The sequence below is a fragment of the Micromonospora sp. CA-263727 genome (assembly GCF_050942455.1).
GTDB lineage: Bacteria > Actinomycetota > Actinomycetes > Mycobacteriales > Micromonosporaceae > Micromonospora.
In genome coordinates this window covers 1,961,005-1,977,674 of record NZ_CP192031.1, presented here as the reverse complement: position 1 = coordinate 1,977,674, position 16,670 = coordinate 1,961,005, and the positions used below count along the sequence as shown (strand labels likewise).

Sequence of the window (16,670 nt, the reverse complement as noted above, 5' to 3'; positions counted from 1 at the left end):
GGCCCGACCGGCGTCGGGCGAACCGGCCGCCAGCGGGGCGGCCGGCGGCCACAATGACGGCATGGACCTGCTGGAGACGTACCGCCGCAGCCTGGTGGAGTTCACCGCCCGGGTGGAACAGGTCGGCGCCGGGCAGTGGTCGGCCACCACCCCGTGCCCGGGCTGGGACGTCCGCACGCTGGTCAACCACGTGGTCGGTGAGGAGCACTGGAGCGTCGCCCTCTTCGCCGGCCGGACCATCGCGGAGGTCGGCGACCGGTACGACGGCGACCAGCTCGGCGCGGACCCGGTCGAGGCCGCCCGCGACGCGGCGGCGCAGGCCGAACTGGCCGCCACGCATCCCGGCGCGCGGGAGCGCACCGTCCACCTCTCGGCCGGCGACACCCCCGCCGAGGAGTACCTGCACCAACTGGTCGCCGAGCACCTCGTGCACGGCTGGGATCTGGCCGTGGCGATCGGCGCCGACCCCCGGATGGACGCCGACGCGGTAGCCGAGTGCGCCCGCTGGTTCTCCCGCCGGGTCGGGGACTACCAGCACCACGGGCTGGTCCGTGCCGGGGTCGGGCTGCCCGCCGCCGACGAGGACCAGCAGGATCGGCTCATCGCCGCCTTCGGCCGCGACCCCGACTGGACCCCGTAGCCGCGCGCCCGCCGCCGGAGCCGGCGACGGACGCCGGTCAGCGCAGCGGGTAGCCGTCATCCCGGGGTACGGTGCGCCACCGCCCCCGCGGGCCGGGTTGCCGATCCCACCGGCCGGTGGTCGCGGCGCCAGCGTCGACCGCCTCCGGCTCGCGGGTCAGGTGCCGCAGCCGGAGCAACAGCCCGACCCCGAGGAAGAGCAGCAGGCCGCCGAGGAGGAAGGCGGCCTCGGTGAGGCCGAGACCGGCGCCGCTCTGCGAGACCTGGTTGCCGGCCGCGCCGGCAGCCGGCGGAGCGGTCGAGCCGCCGGCGTACCCCTCGTCGGCGGCGTCGCTCTCCTCATCGACCGGGTCCACCGTCGGGACCGCGCCGGGCTCCTCGACCGGGTCCTCGGTCGGGGTCGGCGCGGCGGTCGTGGACGGGGCACTCGCACCCTGGCCGACCACCGCACGCGTCGCCGTCTGGCGGGACAGCAGTTGCAGGTTCTGGTCGTACGCCTCGGCGGCGAGGCTGACCCGGCCCTCGCCGACGTCCCGGGCGAACGCGATCCGGTACTGGGCGGTCACCGTCCGCCCCGGGCAGAGCGTGCCCGGGTCGAGTTGGCGATCGGTCAACCGGGCCACGTCACCGTCGATCTGGACCTCCATCGGGAACGACCCGGTCTCCTCGATCCGGTCCACCCGCACCTGGTCCAGTCGCAGCCCCTGCACACCGAGCACCATCGACCAGCGGACCTTGATGCAGTCGCCCTGGTCCGAGCGGGACACCACGGCGGAGACCGTTTCCACCCGCCCCCCGGCGGTGAACTGGTCCGGCAGGCCGCTGAGCTCGGTGGCGAATGCCGCGTGCGCCGGTGTGGCCATGGCGACGTCCACCCCGGTGAAACATGCCAGCACCACACCGATCCGTAGCGTGCTCCGCCACAGCCTCTTCACGATCCGTCCTCCCGTTGGTCGCCTCCATTGGCAACGCTAGGAGGGCCGGAAGCCAGCCGGTAGACGGGCGTGTTCGCACGTATTGTGAAGCAAGATGCCCCTTTTCACGTACGGTATTGAACCGGTCACACCCAACCCGCGACACGCCGTCGGGGCGCCGGAGTGGACAATCACCGACGTGTCCGCGCTCTCCACCGCCTTCGTCCGGCTACACGCCCGGCTCGCGCCCGTCGCCTTCGTACCCGAGGTGCGGTTGCATCAGGCGGACGAGCCGATCGGGTTGTGGGAGCTGACCGAGGGCGAGTTCCGCAGCGACCGGCCGCCGCCGTTCTGGGCCTTCGCCTGGGCCGGCGGCCAGGCCCTGGCCCGGTACGTCACCGACCACCCGCAGCTGCTCGCCGGCCGCCGGGTGCTCGACCTGGCCTCCGGCTCCGGCCTGGTGGCCATCGCCGCCGCCCGGGCCGGCGCGGCCGTCGTCCGCGCGGTGGAGGTCGACGAACTGGCCGTCGCGGCGGTCGCGCTCAACGCCGAGGCCAACGGGGTACGCGTCGACGCCGAACTCGGCGACCTCCTCGACGGCGATGCGGGCGACGCCGAGGTGGTCCTCGCCGGGGACGTGTTCTACAGCGCGGCGATGGCCAACCGGATGCTGCGGTTCCTGCTGCGCGCCGCGCGCTCCGGGGCGCAGGTGCTGGTCGGCGACCCCGGGCGGGCCTTCCTGCCCCGGGACCGCTTCGACGAACTCGCCGCCTACGACGTGCCGGTCAGCGAGGCGCTGGAGAGCGTACGGGTGAAGCGCACCACGGTCTGGCAGCTGCGCGCGGAGCGGCCCCGGCCGTCCGGCTAGCGTGACGCCGTGCTGTTCCGCAGCTGGGAGCAGGCCCCGACCCGGTCCGAGGGTGCCGGGGCCGGTAGCGGCGTGCCCCGATGGCCGGACGTGGCCCGGGTCGCCGACCACGTCGGCGTCGAACACCTGCTGGTGACCCGGCACGCGCTGGTCCGGCAGGTGCTCACCGACCCGGAGACGTACCGACCGGACAACGCCCTGGACGCGGTCACCCCGATGCCGGTGGCCGCGCTGCGGGTGCTCGCCGCGCACCGGTTCCGGCTGCCGCCGACGCTGGCCAACAACGGCGGCGCCAGCCACCCGGAGATCCGCGCGCTGGTCGCCGACGCGCTGCACCCGAAGCGGGTGGCCGACCAGCGGGACTGGCTGGCCGCGCTGGTCCGCCGACGGGTGGCCGGCCTGAGCGCCACGCTGGACACCGGTGCGGCGGTGGATCTGCACGCCGGACTCGCCGCCGACCTGCCGCTGCTGGTCCTGGCCCGGCTGGTCGAGCTGCCGGACGCCCCGGTCGCGGCGGTGAAGGACTTCGCCCGCGCGGCGCTGGAGCTGTTCTGGGCCCCGCTGGACGGCGGCCGGCAGCGCGCCCTCGCCGCCGAGGTGGGCCGGTTCCACCGGGTGCTGCGGGACTTCGCGGCCGACGGCGGCGGGCTGGCCGGGTCCCTGCGGGCCGCCGGGCACCCGCCCGACGTGGTGGTCGGCGCGCTGTTCTTCCTGCTGGTCGCCGGCCAGGAGACCACCTCGCAGTTCCTCACCCTGCTGATGCACCGGCTCGCCGGCGAGCCGGCGGTGCTCGCCGGGCTGGGCGACGGCTCGGTGGCGGTCGCCGACGTGGTCGAGGAGGGGCTGCGGCTGGAGCCGCCGATCGTCACCTGGCGGCGGGTCGCCGCCGTGGACACCACGCTGGGCGGTACGCGGGTGCGGGCGGGCACCAGTGTGGTGCTGTGGCTGGCCCGCGCCGGCCGGGACCCGGCGACGGTCGACTCGCCGGACGAGTTCCGGCCGGGGCAGCGCGGGTCACGCCGGCACCTGGCCTTCGGGGCGGGCGTGCACCGCTGCCTCGGCGACCAGCTGGCCCGGCTGGAGGCCACGACGGTGGTGGCTGAGGTCGCGCCGCTGCTGGCCGGGGTACGCGTCGTCCGCCCGCCCCGCTATCCGGACAACCTCACCTTCCGGATGCCCGACGCCCTCGTCGTCCGCCGCTGAGGTTGTGGTCAGGGCCGCAGGTCAGCTGATCTCCTCGGCCCAGGCGCGCCAGTCGTCGAGCACGCCGTAGAGCGCCGGGGTCAGCCAGCCCGGCGCGGACCGCCGGAACACCCCCGGGTCCATCGCCCCGGCGCCGGCCGGCAGCGCGCCGAGCAGGTTCGGCAGCAGGTCGCTCAGGTTGGCCCAGTGCACCAGCTCGGGTCCGGCCGGCCAGGCGCCGATCACCACGCCGGCCGGCACCGCCCGCCGGTCGAGCGCCTCCAGGGTGAGCGCGGTGTGGTTGAGGGTGCCGAGGCCGGCGCGGGCCACCACCACCGCCGGTGCGCCCAGCGACACGGCCAGGTCGGCCACCGTCCAGGGCTCCCCCGACGGCCGCAGCCCCATCGGTACGAGCAGCCCGCCGGCCCCCTCGACCAGCACCAGGTCGTGCTTGTCGGCCTCCTCGCGGACGGCGTCGACGGCGTTGTACAGCTCCAGCGGCGGCAGCTGCGCCACCCGGGCCGCGGCCAGCGGGGCGAGCGGGTCGGGGAAGCTGGACAGGGTCCGGCCGGTCATCGGCGCGGCCAGCCGGGTGATCGCCTCGACGTCGCCGGGCTCGCCGAGGGACGTACCGGTCTGGCCGGGTTTGACCACCGCGACCCGCAGCCCGGCCGCCTGCGCGGCGGCCGTGATCGCCGCGGTCACCACCGTCTTGCCGACCTCGGTGTCGGTCCCGGTGACCAGCACCGGTCCCCGCCACTGATCCGTCATGGCGCACATTCCACGATGACCTCCAGGGCGCGTTCGAAGTCTGCCCGCGGCACTCCCGCGCCGATGGTCAGCCGCAGTCGGGAGCGGCTGTCCGGAGTGGAGGGCGGGCGGAAGCAGCCGACCGCCACCCCCCGGTCCCGGCAGGCGTCGGCCCAGGCGGTCGCCGCCTCCGGGCCCGGTGCGGTGACCGAGACGACGGCGGCGTCGGGCGCGGAGACGCCGAGGCCGGCCGCCCGCATCCGGCGTACCACGAGGTCGGACCGCCCGGCCAGCTCGGCGCGCAGGTCGTCGCCGGCCCGGGCCAGCCCGACGGCGGCGCGCACCCCGGCCGCCACCGCGGGCGGCAGGGCGGTGTCGTAGATGAAGGTCCGGGCGGTCTCCACCAGGTGCCGGACGAACTCGGCCGGGCCGGCCACCACCCCGCCCGCGCCGCCGAGCGCCTTGGAGAGGGTGGCGGTGACCACCACGTCCGGCTCGCCGGCCAGCCCGGCGGCGGCCACCGCACCGGTCCCGGCCGGCCCGGTCACGCCGAGGGCGTGCGCGTCGTCGACCAGCAGCAGCGCCCCGTGCTCGCGGGCGGTCGCGTGCAGCCGCGCCAGCGGGGCCAGGTCGCCGTCGACGGAGAAGACCGACTCGGTGACCACCACCGCCGGGCGGCCGGGGGCCGCGGCGAGGGCCGCCGCGACCGCGTCCACGTCGACGTGCGGGGTGACCACGGTCTCCGCGCCGGAGATGCGGCACCCGTCGATCAGGCTGGCGTGGTTGTGCGCGTCGGAGACCAGCAGCGTGCGGGGTCGGACCAGGGCGCGGACCGCGCCGACGTTGGCCAGGTACCCGGAGGAGAAGACCAGCGCCCGGTCGGTGCCGATCCAGTCGGCGAGGGCGTCCTCCAGCGCGTGGTGGGCGTCGGTGGAGCCGCGGACCAGCCGCGACCCGGTCGCCCCCAGTCCGTACGCGGACAGCGCCTGCGCCGCGGCGGCGACCACCTCGGGATGCGTGGCCAGGCCCAGGTAGTCGTTGCCGGCCAGGTCGACCACGGCGTCGCCGGCGGCGCGCGGGTGCAGCCGGCGGGTCAGTCCCGCCTTCGCCCGCAGCTCGGCGCGGCGGTCCAGCGCCGCCAGCCAGTCCGCCACCGTACGTCCCTTCCGCGCCGACCGTCGCCCGTCCGGCGCTTCCGCGGGGCGAAACTACCACCCGCCCGCCGGGCCCCGGCGGATCCACTCCGGGCTTGGCCTCAACCCCGCTTGAACTTGAACGATCGGCCCGTGGGAACCCGGACGCGCTGCCGCCCGCACCGCCCGGAGCCCGTTTCCCGCGGTCAGGGGGCCTTGTAGGGTACGAGCCATGCCAGAGATCCTCGACCAGGCCCGCACCCAGGTACTGGAGAACGGCGTCGGCCTCGACGAGGCCGGCGTCCTCGCCGTGCTGAACCTGCCCGACGAGCACCTGCCCGCCGCGCTCCAGCTCGCCCACGAGGTGCGGATGCGTTGGTGCGGCCCGGAGGTCGAGGTCGAGGGGATCGTCTCGCTCAAGACCGGCGGCTGCCCGGAGGACTGCCACTTCTGCTCGCAGTCCGGCCTCTTCGCCTCGCCGGTGCGGTCGGTCTGGCTGGACATCCCGTCGCTGGTGAAGGCGGCCCGGCAGACCGCCGAGACCGGGGCGACCGAGTTCTGCATCGTGGCCGCCGTGCGCGGCCCGGACGCCCGGCTGATGAAGCAGATGCGCGAGGGCGTCGCCGCGATCAGGGCCGAGGTCGACATCCAGGTCGCCGCCTCGCTGGGCATGCTCACCCAGGAGCAGGTCGACGAGCTGGTCGAGATGGGCGTGCACCGGTACAACCACAACCTGGAGACGTGCCGGTCGTACTTCCCGAACGTGGTCACCACGCACTCCTTCGAGGAGCGCTGGGAGACGCTGCGGATGGTCCGGGAATCCGGCATGGAGGTCTGCTGCGGCGGCATCCTCGGCCTCGGCGAGACGGTGGAGCAGCGGGCCGAGTTCGCCGCCCAACTGGCCGAGCTGGACCCGCACGAGGTGCCGCTGAACTTCCTCAACCCCCGCCCGGGCACCCCGCTGGGTGACCGCCCGGTGGTCGAGGGGAAGGACGCGCTGCGGGCCATCGCCGCGTTCCGGCTGGCCATGCCGCGCACCATCCTGCGGTACGCGGGCGGCCGGGAGCTCACCCTCGGCGACCTGGGCACCCGCGACGGGCTGCTCGGCGGCATCAACGCGGTGATCGTCGGTAACTACCTGACCACCCTCGGCCGGCCGGCGACCGACGACCTCAAGCTGCTCGACGACCTGAAGATGCCGGTCAAGGCGCTCTCGGCGACGCTGTGATGCCGACCGGCGAACGCGCGGCGGAGGCCGGGCCGGCTACCGGCGGGCCAGCGGCGGTCGGGGTGTGGTGCGAGCGGTGCGGCGAGACGGCGGCGACCGGCGGGCACGAGGATTGTGCGGCGGCGCGGGCGCTGGAGCCGCCCCGGTACTGCGCGCGCTGCCGGCGTCGGATGAAGGTGCAGGTGCTGCCGGTCGGCTGGTCGGCGGTCTGCGTCGAGCACGGCGAACTGCGGGGCTGAGCGCGGTGCTGCGGGGCCGGGCGGTGACCCTGCGGCCGGCGACGGCCGCGGACGTGCCGGCCCTCGCGGCCATCCGCGCCGAACCGGAGGTGCGCCGCTGGTGGCGCGGCGACGACGACCTGGCCACCGCCGTCGAGGCCGACCTCACCGACGAGGACCTGACCGTGTACGCCATCGAGCAGCACGGCCGGGTGGTCGGCGCGATCCAGTGGTACGCCGAGGACGACCCGGACTACCGGCACGCCAGCTTGGACATCTTCCTCGACCCGTCGGTACGCGGTGCCGGGCTCGGCGGGGACGCCATCCGCACCCTCGTCCGGCACCTGATCGACGCCCACGGCCACCACCGGTTCACCATCGACCCGGCGGCGGCGAACACCGCCGCCATCCGGGCGTACGCGAAGGTCGGTTTCCGGCCGGTGGGCGTGCTGCGCCGCTACGAGCGCGGCGCGGACGGCCGCTGGCACGACGGCCTGTTGATGGATCTCCTCGCCGACGAACTGCCCGACTGACCGCCCCGGTCGCTCCACCCCAGCGCCTGGCTTCTGGGTCGTCGGGCAACGAGATGGATGACTGTGCGCTTCTGGAGTCGCATTGTTGGTGATCGCTATAGTCCTTGCGGTGTGTCAGGTTGGGGTGACTGACTGCGCAAGGGGGTCTGCCGGTGAGCTGGGATGTCGTGGCGGCGGAGGCGGCGAAGACCGTCACGGCAGGCGTCGGTGGTGTCGTGGTGGCCGGTGCGGGTGGGGTGATGCGGGCCTTGCTGCGTCGGCTCGGCGCGTTGCCGAATGATCCGGAGAAGTTGCGGGACGCGATTCTGGCGGCGGGTGAGCGGGATCCACAGTTCGCTGCGGAGGTCGGTGTCGCGCTGGCCGCGGTGGCGGGCGCGGTGACCGAGAGTGGCGTTCTGCCGCCGACGGTGTTCCTCGATCGGGATACGGCGCGGGCGGAGTTGGCGGAGCCGGGTGTGCATCTGGTGGCGGGGGTGCACGGGGTGGGTAAGACCGCTTTGGTGCTCCAGGTCAGCCACGAGGCAGCGGACGAGTTTCCGGGTGGGCGGGCGTACGTCGACCTGGACGCTTTCCGGGTGGGCGAGGCGTTGCAGGTGGGCGAGGCACAGGCGGCGGTGCTGCGTCAGTTCGGGGTGCCGGTCGCTGAGGTTCCGCTGGCGGTGATGGCGGAGCAGTACCTTCGTGCGCTGCTGCACCGCCGGTGTGTCCTGGTGTTGGACAACGTGCTCGGCGCGGCCGAGTTGTCGGCGTTGGTGCAGCCGTGGCCGGCGAGCCTGGTGTTGGCGACGACTCGCCGGTTGACCGATGACCTACGTGCCTGGGCGCCGGGTCCGCCGGTGCTCCTGCACGGGTTGGACGAGCCGGGCGCGTGGGCGATGCTGGAGCATCGCTGTCCTGGGATGCTGTCCGCCGAGCCGACGGCGGCGCGGGAGCTGCTGGAGTTGTGCGATCGGATCCCGTTCGCGATCGTGCAGGTCGCGGTGCGGTTGTCCCGGCGGCGCGGTGTTCCGGGTGCGGTTGCGGCGGTCCGGGACGAGTTGGCCAGCAGCGACGACCCGGGCGAGTTGATCCTGCGGTGCCTGACGCAGACGATGCGGGAGCTGCCCGACACCACCGTCGACGACCTGATCGTCTTGGCCACGCAGCCGGTGCGGGATTTCAGCCACGAGGCGGCGGCGGCGATGGTGGGACATGGTGTCGACCGTCTGATCGACGCCGGGTTGCTGGTGGCCGAGACACGGGGCCGTCTGCGGTTGCCGGGGCTGATCCGGGACCACGCGCTCCGGATGCGCCCTGACCGCGCGGTCGACACCGACACGCCGTTCGATCGGCTGCTGTGGTTCTGTCGGGACCGGGCGGTCGCGGCGGACCTGGCCGGCGGTCCGCGGCTACGCCGCTACGAGATTCCGCCTGGGCTGGTGTGGAGCCCGTCGTGGCCGGCGCCGCTGGACTGGCTGGAGACCGAACTGCCGGCGATCGTCGCGGTCGTCCCCCGTGCGTTCCACGCCGGCCGGTTCGTGGAGGTGACGCAGTTGTGCGGTGCGCTGGAGCCGCTGTTGACCAGCCGGGGCCACCACTGGCGCATCTCCGGCGCCAACGAGTGGGGGGTACGGGCCGCCCACGCGCTCGGGGACCGAGTGCTGGAGGCGCGGATCCACGCGGCGCAGGCCCGCCTCTTCACCCAACTGCACCTGCTCGACCGGGCGGACACCGCCCTGGCCGACGCGGAGCGCCTGCTGGCCACGACCGATGACCCGCACATGCATTCGTCGGTCGGGGAGTTCCGGGGCCGGCTGGCCGAGGCCCAGGGTGACTACGACGCCGCCGAGCAGGCGTTCCGTCGCTGCCTCGACATCGACGATCGGCACGAGCTGCGCCGGGCCTCCGGTATCCACCACCGGATGCTCGCCAACGTGCTCGTGCATTCCGGCCGGCCGCAGGAGGCGCTGCCGCTGCTGGCCACCGCGCTCACGTTGAGCGGCGACGTACGCAATGCCGCCCGCGCGCACACCGTGGCCGCCCGCGCCCACCTCGCGCTCGGCGACCTGCCGCAGGCGCACGCCTCGATCGGACTGGCCCGCCAGTTGGTGACCGAGGCGACGGCGACGCAGTACGAGGTCGAGTTGGCCGACATCGAAGCGGAGCTGGCCTGGCGCGGCGGCGACCCTGAGACGGCCCGCGCCCGCTGGGGCTGGATCGCCCAGCTCTACTGGAACACCGGCGATCCCCGCTTCGATCTCTACCTGCGCAAACTCAACGTGCTACCGCCACCACCCCGATAGCCCGCCGACCAAGGTGGACGCTGTCCTCGGCCGGGATCCGGCCGAGCGTGGTGAGACGGAGGTACGCCAGCGACGCGAGCACGATCGGATCCAACGGTTCGTCAGCGCGCAGAAGAGTCACCTGTCCGTCAGCCCAGACGACGCAGGACGCCTCGTCCACCACGGTCGCCAGTATCCTCGCCTGCGGCCACCGCGCCATCTCCTCGGCGGCCCGCACCGGCCAGCCCCTCGTCGACCACACATCACGGTCGTTGACGAGCACGACGCTGGCCGAACAGAGCTGCGCCAGGCTGGCGGTACGCAGGTCGGCGACCAGATGCCGATGCTCCAGCCCGCCACGCGGCTCGCCGTGGCCGAGGTCGGCGTACCGCTCGATCCGCATCCCGTCGCGCTGAATCTCGGCGCCCACCACGGTCGCCGGTACCGCCGGCACCGACATCGCGGGCGCGACGACGGGGCCGAACGTCGCCGTGGCCGGCGGTTCCTCCAACCGCAGCAGCCCGTACAGCAGTCGCCGCAGCCGACGCGCGCAGTCCTCACCGTGAAGATCCGGCTCTGCCAGCAGGTTGATGACCTGGCCGTGTATGCCCGGCTCATGCTGATCGATCACCGCATCGAGTTGCTGTCGGGGTCGCTCGTCGAGGTCCCAGACCGGCGCGGTCGCGGCGAGCCGCGCCGCCGCTGACCCGGGGACCGTCACCGCGCTGCCCCGCCCTACCAGCACCACCGGCTTGTCCAACGCCGCCGCGTACAACGCCAGCGAGCCATGATCAGAAATCACCACCGACGCGGCCAACAACGCCGCCTGCCATCCCTCGTGTGGCGTGACCACCTGCACCCCGTACGCGGCGGCCTGCTCCAACCAGGACCTCACCTGCCACGGGCCGTGCGCCGCCCACACCCCGGGATGCAGCACCACGACCACCTGGTACTCATCCACCGGCAACCCGCCCACCAGACGCTCCGGCAAGTCCGGCAACCGGCCGAACGCCGAGTCCGGCCCGAACGTCGACGCGAGCACCACCAGCCGCTTGTCCCGCGCGCCAAACGCCGCCCGCAACTGGCCGGACCGAAAGCGCGAACCGCGCATCCGCGCCAGCGCCGGATCCCCCACCACCACCCCACGCGACGCCGCAGGTGGACACAGCCGCGCCAAACGAGCCAAGTGCGCGGCATGAGGCAGACCGATCGCGGCCGGCACCACCCGGCCGCCCGTCACCAGCCGCTCCGGGTTCAGGCCAGACACCACCGCCGTGTCCGGGTAGAACTTCTGGTGCCCCGCACCATGCGGCAGCAGCAGCACCGATGCGTCGAGATCCGCCAACCGGTCGTTCTCGCTCGCCGCGAGCGCCAGATCGAACCTCGTGCTCACCGCGTCACGCCACGGCAGGACCGGCGCCCCCAACTCCGCCAACGCCTCGTCCACCCCGGCCGCCAGCGCCGACCGGGACCGAACATCACGGGTGAAAGACGTCTGAATACGCCGATCACCGGCCGTCAGCGACAACACGTCCCGCAAGCGGCCCAACGTCGTCACCGTCCGGACCACCACCAACAGCTGGCGGCGGACACCAACCGTGCTCCCGGCTCCCGGCTCCCGGCTCCCGGCTCCCGGCTCCCGGCTCCCGGCTCCCGGCTCCCGGCTCCCGGCTCCCGGCTCCCGGCTCCCGGCTCCCGGCTCCCGGCTCCCGGCTCCCGGCTCCCGGCTCCCGGCTCCCGGCTCCCGGCTCCCGGCTCCCGGCTCCCGGCTCCCGGCTCCCGGCTGTTTAACGAGGTCACGCCGAACAAGTTACGGCCGCGGTGGAGGTGACGGAAGCCGGCCGAGGGGCCGCAGGCCGCCGAGCGACCGACCAGATCAGTCGGCGGGCCAGCGGCCCGGTCAGCGGTGCGAGCGCCAGCCCGGTCCCGGCCGCCGTCCCTGCGGCCACGAGGGCAGGCGGGCGCCGCCGGCGTGTTCGAGTATCGCGTCCGTTCAGGTTCCCAGCTTCTTCACCCAGGTCGACACGGGCACCGATCGGTACGGGATCGGGAACGGCGACCGGTCGGCCGGATCCACGCGGATCCGGCCCGGACCGTCAGGAGACGGTGCAGGTGGCGCCGTTGAGGGTGAAGCTCGCCGGCCTCGGGTTGCTGCCGGTGTGCGTACCGTTGAAGCCGATGCCGGTCGAGGCGCCCGGCGCGAGCGTGCCGTTGTAGGAGAGGCTGGTCGCGGTCACCGCCGTACCGGCCTGTTGGAAGGTGGCCGACCAGCCCTGGCCGACCCGCTGCCCGCTGTTCGGGAAGGTGAAGGTGAGCGTCCAGCCGTTGATCGCCGTGCTGCCGGTGTTGGTGATCGTGATGTTCGCGGTGAAGCCGGTGCCCCAGTCGTTGGTGGCGTAGTCGATCCGGCAGGGCGGGGCCGGCGACGCCGTCGTGGTGGTCACCGAGACCTTCGCCGTCGGCGGGGAGGCGTTGCCGGCCGCGTCGATCGCGACCACATGGAACTGGTACGTGGTCTGCGGGCTCAGCCCCGTTACCGGGTACGTGGTGCCGGTGACCGTGGCGACCAGCACGTCACCCGAGGCCGTCCCACGGTAGACCCGGTATCCGGTCACGCCGACGTTGTCGGTCGACGGGCCCCAGGTCAGCGTCGCCCCGGTCGAGGTGATCGCGGAGGCGGTCACCGGGCCGGGTGTGCTCGGCGGGGTGGTGTCGCCGGTGCCCGGGGGCGGGTCGGTGCCCGGGGTGGGCTCGACACCCCACACCCGGGCCCCGCCGGCGTAGAGCGGAACGTTGCGGTTCGGCCCGGCGGTCGCCTGGTACGACGGGTCGTTCGCCGGGTTCCAGGCGCCGCCCTCCGGTACGCCGACCTTGAACTGCACCTCCATCCGGTGCTGCGACTGGCCGGCCGGGGCGATGGTGTGACCGGTGCAGTCGACCTCGACGTACCAGAGGTCACCGCCGGCCTGGCGGGCGGTGGTCGGGGATGGGCAGCCCTGGGTGTAGCCGGGGGTGACCTGCACCGGGCCGGTGCCGTCGGGGCGGAAGTAGTAGCGGAACTTCGCGTCGGTGAGCGCCCGCGCCGGGAACGCCGACCTGTTGTAGATCATCACTTTGAGCCCGGTGGCCCGGGGCTCGTTCTGCATCACCGTGGTCTCCACGGTCAACTCGTCGATGTCCGGCTGCTCGCGAACCGGGAAGTTGGCCAGCGGGGTGCCGCCGTACTCCTGGGTCAGCCGGGTCAGCGCGGAGGTGAAGCCGGCGTTGTAGTCGGTGGCGACCTCGTTCATCACGTAGTCCGACCGGCTGTCGGTGTACGCGTCGTTCGGCGACGACGGCCCGCCGACCAGCGCGCCGTAGAGGGTGTGCCGGGTCTCGGTGGGCACGGTCATGCTGTCCCACCAGGAGCCGTGCGCGGTGCGGTGGTGCGGGTTGCGCGGCGGGTTGGCGCCGAAACCGATCACGTAGCTGGAGTTGCGTGGGTTGTCGCCGAGCGCGTAGTTGATCTGCCGGACGGCGAAGTCGTGGTAGCGGGCCTTGCGGGTCGCGTCGGTGGTCCGGTCGCTGTAGACCAGCGCGGCGAACGCGGTGTTGGCCGCGTAGCGCAGCGCGCCCCAGGAGTCGAGCACCGCCATCCCGCCGGGCGAGTACCGGACCCGCTCCCCGTCGACCCCGACGGTCCAGAAGTCCAGCCACCGGTTGGCGTCGTCGATGTACTTCTGCCTGCCGGTCAGGTTGGCCAGCAGCACGTACGCGCCGAACTGCTTGTTGTCCCAGGCCACGGTCCACTTGTAGGAGCGGGTGGTGGTCTGCGGCTCGGTGCCGAGCCGGTCGTACTCGCTCTCCGCCCTGGCCAGGTAGGCGGCGTCGCCGGTGGCCCGGTAGAGCCAGATCGCGCCCCACACCAGCTCGTCCTGCCATCCGCTCCAGGAGCGGTAGAAGCTGGTCGCGTCGGTGACGCACTCGTGGTAGCTCTTACGCACCGTGTCGGCGAAGGTGTAGAGCTGGCGGGCGTGGGTGAGCAGCTTGTCGGCGTACGCCGCGTCGGTGGGCCGGAACACCATGGACGACGCGGCCATCGCCGCCGCCGTCTCCCCCGCCAGGTCCGCGCCGCCACAGCTCGCATCGATCTTGTACGCGGGCCGCGCCATCGGCATCACCTCGGCCGGTCCCCACCACTTGTGGTCGTCGTCGCCCCTGCCGACCTGTCCGTAGAGGACGTTCGGCGACGGGTGCGCCTTGACGAAGTAGTCGTTGACGTACCGCAGGTTGTTCAGCAGGTGGGTGAGCTGGCCGGAGGCGACGTACCCGGCCCGGTACTCGACCGCGCCCCAGGCGAGCATGGTGGCGCTGAACGCCATCGGGAAGCCGAACTTCACGTGGTCACCGGCGTCGTACCAGCCGCCGGTGAGGTCGAGCCCGACGTCGGTCCCGTCTTGCAGGGCGGAGTCGCCGCGCCAGGAGACCCGGTTCCAACTCGGCAGCTTCCCGGACTGCTGCGCCTCGTAGAAGAGCAGCGACTTCTGTAGCGCCTCGGCGTAGTTGAAGGCCGACACGGCGGCCGACACGGCGGAGGCCGTCGGTGCGGCGGACCCGGAGGCGGGTACGCCGACCGCGAGGGCGAGCGTGGCGGCGAGCGCCGTGCCGGCGGCCAGCAGGCGACGTCGCCGGGGCTGATCGGCGCGGGCCGGGCCCGGCGGAGGCTGATCGGCCCGGCCCGGCGGAGGTTGATCGGCGCGGGCGCGGTCCGGTGGTCTGGTGTGGTGCATGTGGCTGCTCCTGTCGGTGCGCGGACGGCAGCACCGACGCGGGCCGCGTCGGTTCGGACGGCTGCCGATGGTGGCGGCGAGGGTGGCCCCAGCAGGACCGGGAGCGCTCCCATGGATAGTCAGCAATGTAATCGGCAGGCCGCCGGTTTGGGAAGCCCGAAGCCGCTGTCCGGCCAGCCGAGAGAGCGCCACATGACGGTGGGCAGGGCCCCCGCACCGGGAGTCCTGCCCACCTCACCGTCCTCCGCACCGGAGGACGGTCGTCCGGGTTGTCAGCCGGTGCGCTCCACCGGCGCCGGCACGTCGACCGTCAGGGGCACGGTCAGGGTCAGCAGCCCGGCGTCCCGCTCGACCGTGCTCGGCCGGGAGAGCCGGCGCAGCGTACGCAGCATCGGTGCGTTCTCGGCCTGGACGTGCAGCACCATTGCCGCGTAGCCCGCCGACTCGGCCTGCCGGGTCACCCGCCGCAGCAGCGTCGAGCCCAGCCCGCGCCGCTGCCAGTCGTCGCGCACCAACAGCGCCAGCTCGGCCTCGTCGCCCTCGCCGAGCAGGTTCGCCATCGCGACGACCGACTCCGCCGCCCCGCCGGAGCCGGTCGTCGCGGCGATCAGGGTCACCCCGCGGGCCGGTTCCAGCAGCCGGCGCAGCCGGGCCGGGGAGGGCTGCGCCGCCCCGCCCAGGTAACGCCGCTGGCGGCTACGCGCCGAGCAGGCTTCGTGCAGCTCGACCACGGCCGCCAGGTCCTCGGCGACCGCCGGGCGTACGGTCAGCTCGGCACCGTCCGGCAGGACCACGGTGACCTGCTCGGTGGCCCGGCGGGCCGCGGTGGCGCCCAACTCCAGCAGCGCCTGTGCCCGCGCGTACTCCGCCGGGGTGAAGCTCGGCGCGACCCGGCGCAGGGCGTACGACCCGCCGTTGGGGTCGGCCAGCAGCATCGTCATGCCGTCGATCCCGGACCGGGCGGTGGCCGGCGCGGGTCGCCAGGTTACCTCGTCGGCCGCGAGCAGGGCCCGCAGGACCTCCCCGGTCGAGTCCGGGTCGTGCACCAGCCGGCTGGCCAGCCCGAGCACCCGGGTCGGCTGGTCGGCCAGGCCACGCGCCTCGCTGCGCGCCACCCAGCAGTCCCGACCCCGGCCCCGCTCCACGGCGGCGATGATGTCCGCCTCGTCGATGCTCTCCGGCGCGTCGACGAGGAAGTCGTCGACGGCACCGCGCTCGGTCGTGTGCACCTGCACGGTGAGGATGTTGACTCCGCGCAACGCGAGGCTCGCCGTGAGCACCGACAGGTAGCCCGGCCGGTCGTCCACGGTGGCTCGGATTCGCCACAGCGTCATCGTTGCCTCCCTTCCCGTGCCACCTTCGCGCCCCGCTGTTGCCGGCCGGTTGCCCCACCGTGTCCAGCCGCGACCAGCCCTGCGGTCTACGTCACAGCTGGCCGGACGGGGTCACGGGTTGGCGCTGACCGGCGGGGTGCCGACCAGGTCCAGGCGGTCGCCGAGAATCACCGCGCTGGCCCGGACCAGCTGCGCCAGCCGGTCCACCTCGGTGGAGTGGAACGCGGCCGGAGCGAGGGTCTCGCTGTGCTCGCGGGACACCACCAGGACCAGTCCGGCCCGACCGAAGGGCGCGACCGCGAAGTGGCCGCCGTCGGGCATGGTCATCGACCGGGCGCGCAGCGGCGTCACCTCCGGCAACTGCGGCGGTACCGGCGTACGCCAGCTGGCCTGCTCCACCGTCGCCCCACCGCCACCGGTACGCGAGGCCCAGTCGACCGGCACCACCGCGGCGACCGCCCATTCGGCGGCGAGCAGCCCGGGCACCGCGTCGACCAGAGTGGCCATCCCGTCGGCCGGGTTGGCGGCGACCTGCGCCAGCAGTTCGGCGTCCTGTCCGGCGGTGTTGGGCGCGCCGATCGCCCGCCACACCCCGTCCACCCGTACCCCCGGGATGGCCGCCAGGCCGGCCAACAGCCGCTCCACCCGGGCGGCGCCCGGCCACACCACGGTGAAGTCGTCGACCGCGCGTCCGCCGAGGCGTTCCAGCACGACCACCTGGACGATGTCCGCGCCCGACACCCCGAGGGTGCGCGCCACCTGGCCCAGGGTGCCCGGACGGTCCGGCAGGGTGACCCGTACGCGCAGCAACATCTGAACCCCTCCGCTCGGCGGGCCGACG

Annotated in this window: 14 protein-coding genes; 7 read left to right on the top strand and 7 right to left on the bottom strand. The window is 73.9% G+C overall.

Going from position 1 to position 16,670, the window contains the following annotated elements:
- The first annotated feature begins 61 nt into the window (after nt 1-61).
- Nucleotides 62-640, top strand: a complete 579-nt coding sequence (locus tag ACQPYA_RS09015; protein ID WP_433532166.1) for a TIGR03086 family metal-binding protein — start codon at nt 62-64, stop codon at nt 638-640.
- Nucleotides 641-677: 37 nt separating this feature from the next.
- On the opposite strand, the gene ACQPYA_RS09010 is transcribed toward ACQPYA_RS09015, so the two are convergent.
- Nucleotides 678-1,574: a hypothetical protein gene (locus tag ACQPYA_RS09010; RefSeq protein WP_433532165.1), complete on the bottom strand. Its 897-nt coding sequence runs from the start codon at nt 1,572-1,574 to the stop codon at nt 678-680.
- 178 nt (nt 1,575-1,752) lie between these two features.
- On the opposite strand from ACQPYA_RS09010, the gene ACQPYA_RS09005 reads away from it, so the two are divergent.
- Entirely contained in the window at nt 1,753-2,421 is a 669-nt protein-coding gene (locus ACQPYA_RS09005) for a class I SAM-dependent methyltransferase (RefSeq protein ID WP_433533437.1), read from the top strand.
- A gap of 9 nt (nt 2,422-2,430) precedes the next feature.
- Nucleotides 2,431-3,624, top strand: coding sequence for a cytochrome P450 (locus ACQPYA_RS09000; protein ID WP_433532164.1), 1,194 nt, complete (start codon nt 2,431-2,433; stop codon nt 3,622-3,624).
- Between the two features lie 21 nt (nt 3,625-3,645).
- Here the strand turns inward: ACQPYA_RS09000 and bioD are convergent, their stop codons facing one another.
- The gene (gene bioD, locus ACQPYA_RS08995; protein ID WP_433532163.1) at nt 3,646-4,383 is read right to left on the bottom strand and encodes a dethiobiotin synthase; all 738 of its coding nucleotides are present in this window, start codon (nt 4,381-4,383) and stop codon (nt 3,646-3,648) included.
- The gene (locus ACQPYA_RS08990) at nt 4,371-5,507 is read right to left on the bottom strand and encodes an 8-amino-7-oxononanoate synthase (protein ID WP_433532162.1); all 1,137 of its coding nucleotides are present in this window, start codon (nt 5,505-5,507) and stop codon (nt 4,371-4,373) included. The genes bioD and ACQPYA_RS08990 overlap by 13 nt, the downstream gene beginning before the upstream one ends.
- A 211-nt stretch (nt 5,508-5,718) precedes the next feature.
- Between ACQPYA_RS08990 and bioB the strand changes: the two genes are divergently transcribed.
- The 4 genes from bioB to ACQPYA_RS08970 all read left to right on the top strand — a co-directional run bounded on the left by bioB (nt 5,719) and on the right by ACQPYA_RS08970 (nt 9,747).
- Nucleotides 5,719-6,714 carry a biotin synthase BioB gene (gene bioB / locus ACQPYA_RS08985; RefSeq protein WP_433532161.1) on the top strand — a complete coding sequence of 332 codons (996 nt, stop codon included), beginning with the start codon at nt 5,719-5,721 and terminating at the stop codon, nt 6,712-6,714.
- Entirely contained in the window at nt 6,714-6,953 is a 240-nt protein-coding gene (locus ACQPYA_RS08980; RefSeq protein ID WP_433532160.1) for a hypothetical protein, read from the top strand. The genes bioB and ACQPYA_RS08980 overlap by 1 nt, the downstream gene beginning before the upstream one ends.
- A gap of 5 nt (nt 6,954-6,958) precedes the next feature.
- Nucleotides 6,959-7,465, top strand: coding sequence for a GNAT family N-acetyltransferase (locus tag ACQPYA_RS08975; protein ID WP_433532159.1), 507 nt, complete (start codon nt 6,959-6,961; stop codon nt 7,463-7,465).
- A 152-nt stretch (nt 7,466-7,617) separates the two neighbouring features.
- On the top strand, nt 7,618-9,747 hold the full coding sequence (locus ACQPYA_RS08970; RefSeq protein WP_433532158.1) for an NB-ARC domain-containing protein: 2,130 nt from the start codon (nt 7,618-7,620) through the stop codon (nt 9,745-9,747).
- Here the strand turns inward: ACQPYA_RS08970 and ACQPYA_RS08965 are convergent.
- The 4 genes from ACQPYA_RS08965 to ACQPYA_RS08950 form a co-directional block, all read right to left on the bottom strand.
- A complete protein-coding gene (locus tag ACQPYA_RS08965; RefSeq protein ID WP_433532157.1) occupies nt 9,719-11,284 on the bottom strand; it encodes a hypothetical protein in 1,566 nt (521 codons plus the stop codon). The genes ACQPYA_RS08970 and ACQPYA_RS08965 overlap by 29 nt on opposite strands.
- A gap of 538 nt (nt 11,285-11,822) precedes the next feature.
- Nucleotides 11,823-14,495 carry a glycoside hydrolase family 9 protein gene (locus tag ACQPYA_RS08960; protein ID WP_433532156.1) on the bottom strand — a complete coding sequence of 891 codons (2,673 nt, stop codon included), beginning with the start codon at nt 14,493-14,495 and terminating at the stop codon, nt 11,823-11,825.
- A gap of 272 nt (nt 14,496-14,767) precedes the next feature.
- The gene (locus tag ACQPYA_RS08955) at nt 14,768-15,829 is read right to left on the bottom strand and encodes a GNAT family N-acetyltransferase (protein WP_433532155.1); all 1,062 of its coding nucleotides are present in this window, start codon (nt 15,827-15,829) and stop codon (nt 14,768-14,770) included.
- 111 nt (nt 15,830-15,940) lie between these two features.
- Complete coding sequence (locus tag ACQPYA_RS08950) at nt 15,941-16,642, bottom strand: amino acid-binding protein (RefSeq protein WP_433532154.1); 702 nt, start codon at nt 16,640-16,642, stop codon at nt 15,941-15,943.
- Nucleotides 16,643-16,670: the final 28 nt, after the last annotated feature.